Genomic DNA, 15,089 nt, shown 5'->3' with positions numbered 1-15,089 from the left:
AGTTGAAATTCGATACATCCAGTATCGGAAATGATTATTTTATTTATGCGTATGCCTTAGGCGTGAAGGATGTTTCTTCAACCTCTATTGGGAGATCAATATCTATGGTATTGCCGAAAGACCGGTTAACCAAGCCGGTACTTAAGGGCGAAATCCAACATGCAGACGGTGTTGTAATCCCGCCGGAAGATGGCTGCAGCAGAGACGAATATCCGACATTGAAATACGTATTCAGTTGGAAAAATGATAAAAATGAACTTAACAAGATCAAAGGATGCCGTATCCGGTTATTCGATGATGAAGGAACTATCATACCGCTGAATAGTCAGGATTATTTAGACATTACCGACCCGGGAGCTATGAAAGAAGAAGCAAGCTATACACTTACAAAAGATCTGTCTCTATACGCTGGAAAGACTTTGAGTATCAGTATTGTAAAACTTTCCAATTCCATCACAGCACTTGCATCAGAAGCGGGAATACTGCAATTTACAGTTCCCAAAACGAAGCTTAAAAGTCCGGAAAATATCCAGGCAGAAATTCAACTGAGTGATGGATCTCCCGTTGGTGACAGTTGTACTCAGGCAGAGCTTGCGAATTTAACTTATGTATTTAATTGGGATAATAACCAAAGCGATTCAGGAAAAATCAAAGGACATAGGTTTGTATTAACAGATGGGGATGTGGAGATCAATTTTAACAATGGTGATTATGTATTAGACGGTGAAGCAACATCCAATACTATTAAAATGGATCTATCGCCATACGCCGGAAAAACTCTTGAAATGAAGATCATAAATATCCCGGCAGATGTAAATGAACTTTCCTCTGACCCTGGCGCTGTATCCATAAGCATTCCACTTCTTGCGCAGGTAAAATCGAATCTGCAGACAGAAGCATTGACACCGATTAACGATAATGTTAGGAACAGTGAAAGGGAAACGGCAGCTGGAGAAAAAGAAGTGAGTACCGAAACAGAAGTAAACAAAAATGCTGATCTGAATAAGAAAACAGATGAAAATGCAAAATCAGAAACAAACACGAAGGCAGTAACCAATACAGAAAAGGATACAGTATCTGCCGAAAAGGAAACGGTAAATACAAAATAGAAATAATATCCGCGGTTATCGCATATAAAATTTAATTCAAAATCCAGGGAAGTGAAAGCTTCTCTGGATTTTTACGTGTAATAAACATTTATTATTTTGAAGTTCAAAATATATTCACAAAATATTTCTTGACAAAACACACCTCCTCTTATATACTTTGAATATCAAAATATTTGATGAATAAAACTTAATTTCTGAATTAAAAGGAGAAAAAACCATGTTAGAAAAAATGAAAGACATTATCGCTGAGCAATTAAATTGTGAAACTGAGAATATTACATTAGAGACTTCATTCAAAGAAGATCTGGGAGCTGATTCTTTAGATTTGTTTGAGCTGGTAATGGCTTTGGAAGATGAGTATTCTGTAGAAATCCCTGCAGAAGACCTGGAAGAACTTACTACAGTTGGAAAAGTTCTGGATTACTTAAAAGCAAAAGGTGTAGAAGAATAATTCGAATAAAAGTCGGCGGAATCCGTCGGCTTTACTATATGTTTCGTTGAATGGAGGTCCGAAATGACGACAAGAGTAACCGAACTTTTAGGAATTGAATATCCAGTTATCCAGGGCGGCATGGCATGGGTAGCTGAGCATCATCTTGCGGCAGCTGTATCCGATGCGGGCGGCTTTGGCTTAATCGGTGCTGCAAGTGCTCCGGCTGAAGTGGTACGGGAAGAGATTCGTAAAGCAAAAGAACTGACAGATAAACCATTTGGAGTAAATGTAATGCTTCTAAGCCCTCATGCAGATGAGGTGGCAAAGGTAGTTGCAGAAGAAGGTGTTAAGGCAGTTACCACAGGAGCCGGCAATCCTGAAAAGTACATGGAGCTGTGGAAAGCAGCGGGCATAAAGGTAATTCCTGTAGTTGCTTCGGTAGCTCTGGCAAGAAGAATGGAGAAATACGGTGCGGATGCAGTCATTGCGGAAGGTATGGAATCCGGCGGACATATCGGATCACAGACAACGATGACACTGGTTCCGCAGGTAGTGGACGCGGTGAATATTCCGGTCATAGCAGCCGGCGGAATCGGTGACGGAAGAGGATTTGCAGCAGCTATGATGCTGGGGGCTGAGGCAGTACAGATCGGTACCCGTTTTGTAGTGGCAAATGAATCCATTGTTCATCAAAATTATAAAGACAGAGTCATTAAAGCAAAAGATATTGATTCAGAAGTTACAGGGACTACAACAGGACATCCGGTCCGCTCCCTGAGAAATAAAATGACAAGAGAATACGTTAAATTAGAAAAATCAGGAGCTTCCTTTGAAGAGCTGGAATATTTAACACTGGGATCTCTTCGCAGTGCAGTAATGGAAGGCGATATCATCACAGGAACTGTGATGGCAGGCCAGATCGCAGGCTTGATTAAAAAGGAGCAAAGCTGCTTAGAAATGATAGAAGAAATAATGGCGGAAGCCGGAGAATTACTAAAGCTATAATACTATTTGGAGTATAAAAGTCGAACGAGAATTATGATTACGAAAGGGTATCAGCATGAATAAAATAGCATTTGTGTTCCCGGGACAGGGTGCGCAGTACATAGGCATGGGTAAGGATTTTTACGAACAATATGAATCCAGTAAAGAGATCTTTGATCTGGCATCGAAAGTAACCGGACTGGATATCCCGGCACTGTGTTTTGAAGAAAATGACAAATTAAATATAACGGAATACACCCAGGTCTGTATGCTGGCTGTATCTGCAGCAATCTTAAAAGTTCTGGAAGAAAAAGGAGTATCTTCCTGTGTAAATGCAGGATTGAGCCTTGGAGAATATGGAGCACTGGCTGCTTCAAAAGTCCTGTCTCTTGAAGACGCGTTTAAAGTGGTCCGTCAAAGAGGCATTTATATGCAGGAAGCGGTTCCTTTTGGAGGTGCAATGGCAGCGGTTATCGGCATGGATGGAGAAAAGATTGCAGAAATCTGTGCAAATACAGATGGCATCGTCAGCGTGGCGAATTATAATTGTCCCGGACAGATCGCCATTACCGGAGAAGAAGCAGCGGTACAAAAAGCCTGTGAAGCTCTGAAAGAAGCCGGTGCAAGAAGAATCGTTCCATTAAACGTAAGCGGTCCCTTCCATTCTGCTATGTTAACAGAAGCCGGCAATAAGCTTGGTAAAGTATTAGATGAGGTGGAAATTCAGGATGTGAATACACCCTACGTTTCCAATGTAACAGCAGAATACGTAACCGATAAAAGCCAGGTTAAGGAATTACTGCAACAGCAGATTTATTCTTCCGTAAGATGGCAGCAGAGTGTGGAAAATATGATTGCCCAGGGTGTGGACACTTTTATAGAAATCGGACCAGGCAAAACCCTCAGCGGATTTTTACGTAAAATAGACCGGAATATGACAGCGTTGAATGTTGAGAAAGTGGAAGATATAAATAAGGTTTTAGCATCTGTGTCAAGGTAGTGCCGACCGGCGTAAATACGTCGATATATAGTGCCTGATATCTGTGTCAGGTGAGCGACTGCGAATTGACGGCGCAGCGGGCTGCGGCTAGATTCACAGTCGTGCACCCGGCGCAGGTAGCGGGTGCTATATAGTGGCGTATTTGCGCCGGGCGGCACTAGTATAGAGCATGTTTGAAACACGCTCTGGAGAAGATTTATAAAGGAGTATATATGTTAGAAAATAAAGTAGCATTAGTAACGGGAGCATCCAGGGGAATCGGCAAAGCAATTGCATTAAAGCTTGCTATGGATGGTGCATTCGTGATTGTAAATTATAACGGTTCCAAAGACAAAGCAGAAGAAGTTGTTGCACAGATAAAAGAAAACGGTCAAGATGCCGTATCCTTTCAATGTAATGTGGCTGATTATGACAGCACCGAAAAAATGATGAAAAAGTTATTAGCAGAGTATCAGCACATCGATATTCTGGTGAACAACGCAGGAATTACAAAAGATAATCTAATTATGAAAATGAGTGAAGCGGACTTTGATTCCGTAATCGACATAAATCTAAAAGGGTCATTTAATACAATCCGTCATTTATCCAGACAAATGTTAAAACAAAGAAGCGGTAAAATCATCAATATCGCATCGGTATCCGGTGTCCTTGGTAATATGGGGCAGGCAAATTATTCCGCTTCCAAGGCCGGTATTATCGGACTTACTAAATCTATGGCAAGAGAACTTGCAAGCAGAGGCATTACGGTAAATGCAATTGCACCAGGATTTATTGCTACAGAAATGACCGATGTATTATCCGATTCGGTAAAAGAGCAGTCCATTGCCCAGATCCCCTTAAAACGATTTGGAAAAGTAGAGGACGTGGCGGAAATGGCAGCCTTTCTGGCTTCTGACAGGGCAGACTATATTACCGGACAGGTAATCAGTGTAGACGGCGGCATGGCAATCTAGTGTCACTAGTGAAATTTACTGGCAATATCACACCTGCAAATGTTGCAGATATAACGGAGGTTAAACATGAGAAGAGTAGTAGTAACAGGAATGGGCGCAATTACACCGGTTGGTTTAAATGTAGAGAGCTTTTGGGACAGCGTAAAAAAAGAAAGAACCGGATTTGCTCCGATTACCAGATTTGACTGTACCGAATACCGGGCAAAACTTGCGGCAGAAATCAAGGATTTTGCCGCACAAGATTTTATGGACTTTAAAGCAGCAAAACGTATGGAGTTATTTTCCCAGTATGCAGTTGCTGCATCCAAAGAAGCAATTGAAGATTCCGGATTAGATATGTCAAAAGAAGATCCATATATGGTTGGATGTTCCGTAGGTTCCGGTATCGGAAGCCTTCAGGCTGCCGAAAGAGAACACACCAGACTGGTAGAAAAAGGACCCAGCCGTGTAAATCCTCTTCTGGTACCCCTTATGATATCCAATATGGCTGCCGGAAATGTCTCCATTCAGTTTGGATTAAAAGGCAAGAGCATCAATGTGGTAACTGCCTGTGCAACCGGGACACACTCCATCGGTGAAGCATTCCGTACCATCCAGTTTGGCGATGCCGATGTAATGGTTGCCGGTGGTTCAGAAGCATCCATCTGCCCAATCGGAGTTGGCGGATTTGCAGCATTAACTGCACTTTCCGGAGCAACAGATCCAACTAGATGTTCCATTCCCTTCGATAAAGAAAGAAGTGGTTTCATTATGGCTGAAGGTGCTGCAGTGGTAGTTCTGGAAGAGCTGGAGCATGCAAAAAAACGTGGTGCCCACATTTATGCCGAACTTGGCGGATATGGCGCAACCAGTGATGCTTATCATATTACCTCTCCTGCTGAAGATGGGGAAGGTGCTGCAAGAGCCATGTTAAATGCAGTGAAAGAAGCGGGATTAAAACCGGAAGACATTACTTATATCAATGCACACGGCACCAGCACACACCACAATGACTTATTTGAAACCAGAGCTATTAAAAAAGCTTTTGGTGATCATGCTTATAACATTCGTGTCAACTCTACAAAATCCATTACCGGACATATGTTAGGGGCTGCCGGCTCCATAGAATTCATCACTTGTATCAAAGAAATGGAAGAAGGTTATATTCATCCAACTGTAGGCTACCAGATACCGGATGAAGAACTGGATTTAAACTATGTTGCAGGAAAAGCTATAGAAGAGCCGGTAGAATATGCAATCAGCAACTCCCTTGGTTTTGGCGGACACAACTCCAGTATTTTAGTGAAGAAATATAGAGAGGAGTAATCATATGGAATTTGAAAATTTATTGACCTTAATCGATAAAGTAGCATCTACCGATCTTACCGATTTTTCGATTGACAATGGAGATGTAAAAATCTCCATGAAAAGAAAGCAAAAAGATGTAGTGGTAACCACTGTTTCTGAGGGAATGATGGCACAGCAGGCAATTACACAGGTGCCCGTCTCAGCTGCCTCAGTTCAAGCTGCACAAAGTGATTCTGTGCCGGAAGGAAATACCGTTAAGGCACCATTGGTAGGAACTTTCTATAATGCTGCTTCTCCTGAAAACCCGGCGTTTGTAAAAGTAGGCGATGTGGTAAAGAAAGGGCAGACTCTCGGTATCATAGAAGCAATGAAACTGATGAACGAAATTGAAAGCGAATTTGACGGTGTGGTAGAAGCAATTCTCATAGAAAATGAGCAGATGGTGGAATACGGACAGCCGTTGTTTGTAATCCGATAAACTACACATAACTTTGGAGGTAAAATTATGGCTTTATCAACGAAAGAAATTATGGAAATTATTCCTCACAGACAGCCGTTTTTATTAATAGATACCATTGAAGAATTAGAACCCGGGAAACGTGCTATTGGGAAAAAGTGCGTCAGCTACAATGAACCGTTCTTTGCAGGACATTTTCCCCAGGAGCCGGTTATGCCTGGTGTTTTAACCATAGAGGCACTGGCTCAGGTAGGAGCAGTGATCATCTTAAGCGTACCGGAGAACAAGGGTAAGGTTGCTTACTTTGGTGCAATCAATTCTGCTAAGTTCAAAGGTAAAGTATTACCAGGTGACGTATTAATGCTGGAAGTGGAAATGATTAAGGTGAAAGGTCCAATCGGTGTAGGGAAAGCAACTGCTACCGTAGACGGTAAAGTAGTTGCCATAGCTGAACTGACTTTTGCAATCGGATAGGAGATCATATGTTTCAGAAAATATTAATTGCTAACAGGGGAGAGATCGCCGTTCGCATTATCCGGGCATGCCGGGAACTTGGCATAAAAACGGTAGCCGTTTATTCAGAAGCGGACCGGGAAGCCCTTCATACACAGCTGGCAGACGAGGCAATCTGCATCGGACCTGCTTCTTCACTGGAGAGTTATCTGAATATGGAACGCATTTTAAGTGCTACCATAGCAGCAAAAGCAGATGCGATTCACCCCGGATTCGGCTTTCTTTCGGAAAACAGTAAATTTGTGGAAATGTGCCAGAAATGCAATATCACATTTATCGGTCCCAGCGCCGAAGTCATTAACCGCATGGGTAACAAATCAGAAGCCCGTGCCACGATGATGAAAGCCGGCGTTCCGGTTGTGCCGGGCACGAAAGAGCCGGTATATACTGCTGAGGAAGGCAAGCGGATTGCAGGAGAGATTGGTTATCCGGTTATGATTAAAGCCTCTTCCGGCGGCGGCGGAAAGGGAATGCGTATTTCAGAATCACCAGAAGATTTCACCGAGAATTTCCAGACTGCACAGATGGAATCCGTCAGAGGATTTGGGGATGATACCATGTATATTGAAAAGTACGTGCAAAATCCCAAACACATTGAATTCCAGATTATTGCGGATAAATTCGGAAATGTGGTTCAGCTTGGAGAGAGAGACTGCTCCATTCAGAGGCACCATCAAAAAGTGATTGAAGAATCTCCAAGTGCGGTTCTGACACCCAAATTGCGTAAAGCAATGGGAGAGACAGCCATTCATGCTGCCAGAGCAGCATCTTATGAAAATGCGGGAACCATTGAATTTCTTTTAGATAAAAATAAAAACTATTATTTCATGGAAATGAACACCCGTATCCAGGTAGAGCATCCGGTAACAGAAATGGTATCCGGAGTTGACCTGATCAAAGAGCAGATCTATATTGCAGCAGGACTTCCCCTCAGTGTAAAACAGGAAGACATTTGCTTAAACGGTCATGCCATTGAATGCAGAATTAATGCAGAGAACCCGGCTAAGAACTTTATGCCCTGCCCGGGAAAAATCAATGAAGTTCATCTCCCTGGCGGATACGGCGTTCGAATTGATACCGCTGTATACAGCGGATATGAGATTCCACCCTATTATGACTCTATGATTGCAAAAGTAATCGTGCATGACAAAACAAGGGCTAGTGCAATTGACAAAATGAGAAGTACTTTGGGTGAATTGATTTTAGATGGTGTTACCACAAATGTAGATTTTCAGTACGAAATACTGAATAATGAAGATTTTCAGGCTGGAGATTTTACAACGGATTTCATAGAAGAACATTTTTCATAGCGGCAGCAGAATGTGTTTGATGTTAAGGAGAGTATAAAATGTCAAAGCTTAAGGATATGTTTAAAAAAACTTCCTACATTCCAATCGGACGTTTGGATGAACCTAAGAAGGAAGAAAAACCTTCTGTAGAAGAAGATGCAGCACCTTGTGTACCGGAGGGGCTTTGGGTAAAATGTCCAAAATGCGGTAAATTGCTCTACAAGCAGGATGTAGTGGATAATCATTATGTATGTCCGAAATGCGAAGGTTATTTTCGGATTAAAACGAAGACCAGGCTGCGTATGGTTTTAGACCATGGTACGTTTGAAGCCTGGTATAATGACCTGCCACAGCGCAATCCGTTGGACTACCCGGGATATGAAGAAAAACTGGAAGCACAAAGGGAAAAAACACATCTGCACGAAGCAGTTACCATCGGCAAAGGCAAAATCTATGGAAAAGATGCCGTAGTGGGTGTCTGTGATGCACGTTTCTTAATGAGCAGTATGGGATACGTAGTAGGAGAAAAAATAACCCGTGCTTTTGAACAGGCAATTGATGAAAAATTACCAGTCATTTTATTTTGCTGCTCCGGGGGTGCCAGAATGCAGGAAGGAATTGTTTCCCTGATGCAGATGGCGAAAACTTCAGCTGCTATCAAACGTCATTCCGAAGCCGGGCTTCTGTATATTCCGGTTCTTACCGATCCCACAACGGGAGGTGTGACTGCAAGTTTTGCAATGTTAGGGGATATCATTCTAGCAGAGCCGGGTGCTTTAATCGGATTTGCTGGCCCAAGAGTTATTGCACAAACCATTGGACAGAAGCTTCCGGAAGGATTCCAGAGAGCAGAGTTTCTGGTGGAAAAAGGAATTATCGATGGGATTGTAGAGCGAAGTGACCTTAAGCTGCGTCTGGCGATGCTGATTGACATGCATGAAAGCAGAAATGGCTGCGCCTCTTTTCACAAAATAGCTGGGGAACTTGGAACTCTTTTAAATGGAGATAGCGATCCTTCTGATCCGGTGGTTTCCTTTATTGAAAAATCAGATTCCGGTCTGTCCGGTTTGGATACCAATCCAGCTGACCTGAATTTATCTGAAGAAGGATATAAAAAATCAGCCTGGGAAAAAGTACAGATTTCCAGAATGGCAGACCGTCCGACCAGTCTGGATTATATAGAAGCAATCTTTGAACATTTTACAGAACTACATGGAGACCGAAGCTTTCGTGACGATGGTGCCGTTGTAGGCGGCATCGCTTATCTGAACGGACAGCCGGTGACGGTAATCGGTCAGCAAAAGGGGAAAAATACCAAAGACAACATCACACGGAATTTTGGAATGGTCTCACCGGAAGGGTATCGTAAAGCACTCCGTTTCATGAAACAGGCTGAGAAATTTCACCGTCCTATTATTAATTTTGTTGACACACCAGGTGCTGCCTGCGGAATTGAAGCAGAAGAGCGGGGACAGGGAGAAGCAATTGCCCGTAATCTCATGGAAATGTCAGCCTTAAAAACCCCTGTTTTGAGTATAATGATCGGAGAAGGCGGCAGCGGCGGCGCACTGGGATTAGCAGTTGCAAATGAAGTATGGATGATGGAGAATGCCACGTACTCGGTTCTGTCACCGGAAGGCTTTGCATCGATTTTATGGAAAGACGGGAAGCGTGCAAAAGAAGCCTCGGAAATCATGAAGATAACAGCTGAAGACTTAAAGGAACTTGGCATAATTGAACTGATTATCCCGGAACAGGAACCTGCTATGATGGAAAACATAGCAGAAATTGCAGGATATATGAAGAAAAATATCTGTAGATTTCTGGAAGATCAGAATCAATTACAGACAGAGGAATTTGCAAAACAACGGTATCGCCGTTTCCGTAATATGTAGCACACAGGCAACCAAATTGCAAGCAAGCTTACAATATGCACAGGAGGTAAAAATGGAATTAAAACCGTTAAATATCGGGGATTTAACAGCTCGAATACCGATTATCCAGGGAGGAATGGGCGTAGGCGTAAGCTTGTCCAGGCTGGCCGGAAATGTTGCTGCCTGCGGCGGTGTTGGCATAATCTCTACCGCACAGATTGGTTATCGGGAGGAAGGATTTGAAAGTAATCCCATTGAAACAAATTTAAGGGCAATCGCCAATGAAATAAAAAAAGCACGCCAGATTGCAAAAGACGGCATTATCGGAGTTAATATCATGGTGGCTACGAAACGGTATGCTGAGTATGTAAAAGCTGCGGTTAGGTCTGGAGTGGATTTAATTATCTCCGGAGCCGGGCTTCCCACCATGCTGCCGGAATTGGTAAAGGACAGCAAGACTAAGATAGCTCCTATCGTATCTACCATCAAATCCGCCAGCGTGATCCTGAAAATGTGGGAACGCAAATCAGGCCGTCTTCCGGATCTGGTGGTTATCGAAGGACCGAGAGCCGGGGGACATCTGGGATTTTCACCGGACCAGCTGGATCATTTCACACCGGAGATATATGAAGAAGAAATCAAAGGCATTATAGGAGTGGTAAAAGGGTATGCCGACAAATACGAAACCCATATACCAGTTGTGGTTGCAGGCGGAATCTATAACAAAGCGGATATCGATCATGCATTGGAACTTGGCGCAGATGGCGTGCAGATGGGAACCCGTTTTGTTACAACTTACGAGTGTGACGCCAGTGATGCTTACAAACAGACTTATCTGAATGCATCAAAGAAAGATATCGCAATCGTTAAAAGTCCGGTAGGAATGCCGGGACGGGCAATTATCAACGGATTTATGAAGCATCCGACACCTGGTATCGGGCTAAGCGGAAAATGTCTGAATTGCCTGGAAAAATGCAATCCTGCAACAATCCCTTACTGCATCACCAGAGCACTGGTCAACGCAGCCAAAGGCAATACTGAGGATGCACTGCTGTTCTGTGGTGATAATGCATACCGGGCAGATAAACTGGAACATGTTAAGGATATTATGGATGAATTGACGAAATGAGTAAAGTTGGACAGTGACGATGCAGGCACTGTCCTCTTTTTGTATCAGGCAATCTTTAATTTTATGTCCAGATTTGAAGTGGAAACTGTCAAAATTTATACTATAATCGAAAATAAAGGTTGTAATAAAAACCACTTTCGGTATATAATGTGACTTAGAGCTTTAATTCAGCATTAATATAAGAAGGAGGAGCAATAAAATGAGTAAGGTTAGAACACGATTTGCACCAAGCCCTACAGGACGTATGCATGTAGGCAACTTAAGAACCGCATTATACGCATATTTAATCGCAAAGCATGACGGCGGCGATTTTATGCTTAGAATAGAGGATACTGACCAGGAACGCTTTATGGAAGGCGCACTGGATATTATTTACCGTACCCTGGATAAAACAGGTTTAGTTCATGATGAAGGTCCCGACAAAGACGGCGGAGTAGGTCCTTATGTGCAAAGTGAACGTCAGGCACAGGGAATCTACCTGAAGTATGCTAAAATGTTAATTGAAAAAGGCGAAGCATATTACTGTTTCTGTGATAAAGAACGCCTGGAATCCTTAAGACAGGAAGTTGCAGGAAAGGAAATTATTGTATATGACAAACACTGCCTGAACCTTCCAAAAGAAGAGATTGAATCCAAATTAGCAGCAGGTGTACCTTATGTAATCCGTCAGAATATGCCAAAAGAAGGCACTACAAAGTTTGAAGACGAGATCTATGGAACAATCGAAGTACCCAACTCAGAACTGGATGATATGATTCTCATCAAATCAGACGGATATCCGACTTATAACTTTGCAAATGTCGTAGACGATCATTTAATGGGAATTACACATGTAGTTCGCGGAAATGAATATTTATCTTCCGCACCGAAATATAACCGTCTGTATCAGGCATTTGGCTGGGAAGTGCCGGTATATGTACACTGCCCGCTGATTACCAACGAAGAACATAAGAAGTTAAGTAAAAGAAGCGGACATTCCTCTTATGAAGATCTGCTGGAACAGGGATTTTTAAGTGAAGCAATTGTAAACTATGTAGCTTTGCTAGGATGGTGCCCACAGGATAACCGTGAGATCTTCTCCCTGGCGGAATTAGTGGAAGCATTTGATTACCGTCATATGAGCAAATCACCGGCTGTCTTTGATATTAATAAGTTAAAATGGATGAATGGCGAATACATGAAGACCATGGATTTAGATGTATTCTATGAAAAAGCGCTGCCATTTATCAAACAGGCAATTACCAAAGACCTGGATTTAAAAAAGATTGCAGAAATGGTTAAGAGCAGAATCGAAGTATTCCCGGATATCCCCGATTTAATTGATTTCTTTGAAACCGTTCCGGAATATGACAGTGCCATGTACACCCATAAGAAAATGAAAACAAATGAAGAGACTTCTTTAGCCGTCCTGAAAGACCTTCTCCCCCTTCTGGAGAGCCAGGATGACTACAGCAATGATGCATTATATGCCCTTCTATCCGGGTATGTTTCGGAAAAGGGATGTAAAAACGGATATGTAATGTGGCCGGTACGTACAGCCGTATCCGGGAAACAGATGACCCCGGCCGGTGCTACGGAAATCATGGAAATCATCGGTAAAGAAGAATCCATTTCCCGTATCAGGGCTGCCATTGAAAAACTGAGTTAATTGCTGTAAAAGCAAAGGTAACGATTTGTAACTGTGAGAGAACGGAACAGTTACAAAAGGATCATAAATACAGTCAATGAGGGGCGGTGCAGACATGCACCGTCCCTATTGAGGGCTATAAAACAGATTTTAAGCGCACGGACTGCGCGAATGGAGGAAATACGAATGAGTTTTACTAAGGCTCAGTCGCGGGCGATTACCCACAAAGATGGTCCCATGATCGTGCTAGCCGGACCTGGTTCCGGGAAAACGACCGTAATCACAGAGCGGACAAAATATCTGATCCAGAACTATGGGATAAATCCTATGGAAATTTTGGTCATTACTTTTACAAAAGCGGCGGCACAGGAAATGCGGCAGCGGTTTTTACGATTAATGGAACAGGAGCAGACCCAGGTTACCTTTGGAACCTTTCATGCAATTTTTTTCGGAATCTTAAAACATGCTTATCATTTTACGGGAGACAATATACTTCGGGAAGATCTGAAGCATCAATATCTGAAAGACATTATAGAGCGGATGAATCTGGATATTGAAGATGAGGCGGAATTTATCGGAAATATTATTTCTGAAATCAGTCTTGTGAAAAATGATCAGATACCTTTAGAACACTATTATTCCACCACCTGTTCGGAAAATGCATTCCGGGATATCTACCAAAAATACCAGCTGCGTCTGGAAAAGGAAAATCGGCTGGACTTTGATGATATGCTGGTGTATACATATCAGCTGTTAAAAGAGCGCCCGGATATTCTCCTGGGCTGGCAAAACCGTTACCGTTACATATTGGTGGACGAATTCCAGGATATCAATAAAATTCAGTATGAAATTGTGAAAATGCTGGCTGCACCTGAGCATAATATTTTTATCGTAGGCGATGACGACCAATCCATTTACCGCTTTCGGGGGGCAAAACCGGAAATTATGCTGAATTTTCCAAAGGAGTTCAGAGATACGAAGACCATACTCCTGGACCAGAACTTCCGATGCACCGGCAATATTGTCAAAGCAGCGGAACTCGTAATCCGTCACAACCAGATGCGTTTTCAAAAGAATATGAAAGAAGTAAAAGAATCCGGTGATAAAATTGAACTGCACACATTTGCCAACCAACCACAGGAATGTGCTCATATTATAAAAAAAGTACAGGAATACATCAAGGAAGATTACCAGTACAGCGATATTGCCATCTTGTTCCGTACCAATACGGATGCCAGGCTGTTAGTTGAAAAATTTATGGAATATAACATCCCCTTTAAAATGAGAGACAGCATGCCAAATATCTACGACCACTGGATTGCAAAAAATGTAATCAGTTATATTCATCTGGCCCTGGGAAGCCGGGAACGGCGGGAATTTCTCCAGGTAATGAACCGTCCAAACCGTTATATCGGAAGAGAATGTGTAGATGAAGCACAGGTGTCTTTAGAGAATCTGAAAAAATATTACGATGACAAACACTGGGTAGTAGAGCGGATAGAGCAGCTGGAATATCAGTTGAATATTCTAAAACGGATGACGCCCTATGCTGCAATTAATTTTATACGTCATGGGATCGGATACGAAGCATACTTAAATGAATATGCAGATTTCAGAAAGATAAAAGTAGAAGACCTGTATGAAGTATTAAACGAGATGCAGGAGGGTGCAAAGGACTTTAAAACTTTTGAAGCCTGGTTTGCCCATATTGAAGAATATACAAAGGCGTTGACTGATCAGTCAAAGGAGAAGAATAAAGTATCCAATGCCGTTACCTTCACCACGCTGCACAGTTCTAAGGGTCTGGAATTTGCCAATGTATTCATCATTGATATCAATGAGGGCATCATACCTCACCGAAAAGCCATTCTGGATGCAGATATGCAGGAAGAGCGGCGGATGTTCTATGTGGGTATGACAAGGGCAAAGGAACACCTCCATATGTATTCCATCCGGGAACGCTATGGAAAGAACCTTCAGCCTTCTGTGTTTCTGGAAAATTTGAAACAGGATGTGAAAACAGCCGGTTAAATCTGAATAAAGACATCCTACTAAAAATCCCCTGCCGGATCATCCCAATGCAAACTTCAAGTCATTGGATTGATCCCGGCAGGGGATTATACTATTAAAAATGCTCAGCTTGAAAAATATAGATTATTCTTCTTCGTCTTCTTCTTCAGCATCTACTATTTCATCATATTCCTGTCCATCCAGAAACTCATCAAATGCATCAGCTGCAGCTTCATATTCATCATCATCTTCAATGTTTTCTAACATCGGATTACCATTCTCCTCAGAGAAACGATATAAGAATACTTCGCCTTCTTCGTTGTCACCCTCTTCATTTAATGGAAGAAGCGCAATATATTCTTTGTCACCAGCCGGGAAGATTGTTAATACCGCACATTCGACAACGTCGCCATTATCCATAGTA

General features: G+C 42.5%; 14 protein-coding genes. 13 read left to right on the top strand and 1 reads right to left on the bottom strand.

The features are described 5' to 3' along the window. From ACH2DQ_RS07740 to ACH2DQ_RS07680, 13 genes are all read left to right on the top strand, one after another. The coding region (locus tag ACH2DQ_RS07740; RefSeq protein WP_395026231.1) for a hypothetical protein at nucleotides 1-1,109 on the top strand (1,109 nt) is incomplete at its 5' end. 217 nt (nucleotides 1,110-1,326) lie between these two features. Then, the gene (acpP, locus tag ACH2DQ_RS07735) at nucleotides 1,327-1,560 is read left to right on the top strand and encodes an acyl carrier protein (protein WP_027294210.1); all 234 of its coding nucleotides are present in this window, start codon (nucleotides 1,327-1,329) and stop codon (nucleotides 1,558-1,560) included. Nucleotides 1,561-1,623: 63 nt separating this feature from the next. Beyond that, on the top strand, nucleotides 1,624-2,547 hold the full coding sequence (gene fabK / locus ACH2DQ_RS07730) for an enoyl-[acyl-carrier-protein] reductase FabK (RefSeq protein WP_394911401.1): 924 nt from the start codon (nucleotides 1,624-1,626) through the stop codon (nucleotides 2,545-2,547). A 55-nt stretch (nucleotides 2,548-2,602) separates the two neighbouring features. Further along, the gene (fabD, locus tag ACH2DQ_RS07725) at nucleotides 2,603-3,526 is read left to right on the top strand and encodes an ACP S-malonyltransferase (protein ID WP_394911400.1); all 924 of its coding nucleotides are present in this window, start codon (nucleotides 2,603-2,605) and stop codon (nucleotides 3,524-3,526) included. A gap of 212 nt (nucleotides 3,527-3,738) precedes the next feature. Then, the gene (fabG, locus tag ACH2DQ_RS07720) at nucleotides 3,739-4,479 is read left to right on the top strand and encodes a 3-oxoacyl-[acyl-carrier-protein] reductase (protein WP_394911399.1); all 741 of its coding nucleotides are present in this window, start codon (nucleotides 3,739-3,741) and stop codon (nucleotides 4,477-4,479) included. A gap of 66 nt (nucleotides 4,480-4,545) precedes the next feature. Then, a complete protein-coding gene (gene fabF, locus ACH2DQ_RS07715; protein WP_395026228.1) occupies nucleotides 4,546-5,784 on the top strand; it encodes a beta-ketoacyl-ACP synthase II in 1,239 nt (412 codons plus the stop codon). Nucleotides 5,785-5,788: 4 nt separating this feature from the next. Then, nucleotides 5,789-6,244, top strand: coding sequence for an acetyl-CoA carboxylase biotin carboxyl carrier protein (gene accB / locus ACH2DQ_RS07710; RefSeq protein WP_394911397.1), 456 nt, complete (start codon nucleotides 5,789-5,791; stop codon nucleotides 6,242-6,244). A 27-nt stretch (nucleotides 6,245-6,271) separates the two neighbouring features. Continuing rightward, nucleotides 6,272-6,697, top strand: coding sequence for a 3-hydroxyacyl-ACP dehydratase FabZ (gene fabZ, locus ACH2DQ_RS07705; protein ID WP_394911396.1), 426 nt, complete (start codon nucleotides 6,272-6,274; stop codon nucleotides 6,695-6,697). An 8-nt stretch (nucleotides 6,698-6,705) separates the two neighbouring features. Continuing rightward, nucleotides 6,706-8,046 (top strand): acetyl-CoA carboxylase biotin carboxylase subunit, encoded by a 1,341-nt coding sequence (locus tag ACH2DQ_RS07700; protein WP_394911395.1) that lies wholly within the window; start codon nucleotides 6,706-6,708, stop codon nucleotides 8,044-8,046. A gap of 38 nt (nucleotides 8,047-8,084) precedes the next feature. Further along, a complete protein-coding gene (locus tag ACH2DQ_RS07695; protein ID WP_394911394.1) occupies nucleotides 8,085-9,920 on the top strand; it encodes an acetyl-CoA carboxylase carboxyltransferase subunit alpha in 1,836 nt (611 codons plus the stop codon). 52 nt (nucleotides 9,921-9,972) lie between these two features. Next, the gene (locus ACH2DQ_RS07690; protein WP_394911393.1) at nucleotides 9,973-11,028 is read left to right on the top strand and encodes an NAD(P)H-dependent flavin oxidoreductase; all 1,056 of its coding nucleotides are present in this window, start codon (nucleotides 9,973-9,975) and stop codon (nucleotides 11,026-11,028) included. Between the two features lie 199 nt (nucleotides 11,029-11,227). Continuing rightward, nucleotides 11,228-12,676 carry a glutamate--tRNA ligase gene (gene gltX, locus ACH2DQ_RS07685; protein ID WP_394911392.1) on the top strand — a complete coding sequence of 483 codons (1,449 nt, stop codon included), beginning with the start codon at nucleotides 11,228-11,230 and terminating at the stop codon, nucleotides 12,674-12,676. 165 nt (nucleotides 12,677-12,841) lie between these two features. Then, entirely contained in the window at nucleotides 12,842-14,686 is a 1,845-nt protein-coding gene (locus tag ACH2DQ_RS07680; RefSeq protein ID WP_394911391.1) for an ATP-dependent helicase, read from the top strand. 123 nt (nucleotides 14,687-14,809) lie between these two features. On the opposite strand, the gene ACH2DQ_RS07675 is transcribed toward ACH2DQ_RS07680, so the two are convergent. Beyond that, a partial coding sequence (locus tag ACH2DQ_RS07675) for a DUF1292 domain-containing protein (RefSeq protein ID WP_395026223.1) occupies nucleotides 14,810-15,089 on the bottom strand: 280 nt, incomplete at its 5' end.

The organism is Robinsoniella sp., from assembly GCF_034124845.1.
The sequence above is the reverse complement of the archived record's forward strand: the minus strand, read 5'-3'. Positions and strand labels throughout refer to the sequence as shown.

Coding starts and splice junctions, on each gene's coding strand:
- acpP (WP_027294210.1), top strand. CDS start 1,327: ATGTTAGAAAAAATGAAAGACATTATCGCTGAGCAATTAAATTGTGAA.
- ACH2DQ_RS07700 (WP_394911395.1), top strand. CDS start 6,706: ATGTTTCAGAAAATATTAATTGCTAACAGGGGAGAGATCGCCGTTCGC.
- ACH2DQ_RS07695 (WP_394911394.1), top strand. CDS start 8,085: ATGTCAAAGCTTAAGGATATGTTTAAAAAAACTTCCTACATTCCAATC.
- fabD (WP_394911400.1), top strand. CDS start 2,603: ATGAATAAAATAGCATTTGTGTTCCCGGGACAGGGTGCGCAGTACATA.
- gltX (WP_394911392.1), top strand. CDS start 11,228: ATGAGTAAGGTTAGAACACGATTTGCACCAAGCCCTACAGGACGTATG.
- fabF (WP_395026228.1), top strand. CDS start 4,546: ATGAGAAGAGTAGTAGTAACAGGAATGGGCGCAATTACACCGGTTGGT.
- ACH2DQ_RS07690 (WP_394911393.1), top strand. CDS start 9,973: ATGGAATTAAAACCGTTAAATATCGGGGATTTAACAGCTCGAATACCG.
- fabK (WP_394911401.1), top strand. CDS start 1,624: ATGACGACAAGAGTAACCGAACTTTTAGGAATTGAATATCCAGTTATC.
- fabG (WP_394911399.1), top strand. CDS start 3,739: ATGTTAGAAAATAAAGTAGCATTAGTAACGGGAGCATCCAGGGGAATC.
- accB (WP_394911397.1), top strand. CDS start 5,789: ATGGAATTTGAAAATTTATTGACCTTAATCGATAAAGTAGCATCTACC.
- ACH2DQ_RS07680 (WP_394911391.1), top strand. CDS start 12,842: ATGAGTTTTACTAAGGCTCAGTCGCGGGCGATTACCCACAAAGATGGT.
- fabZ (WP_394911396.1), top strand. CDS start 6,272: ATGGCTTTATCAACGAAAGAAATTATGGAAATTATTCCTCACAGACAG.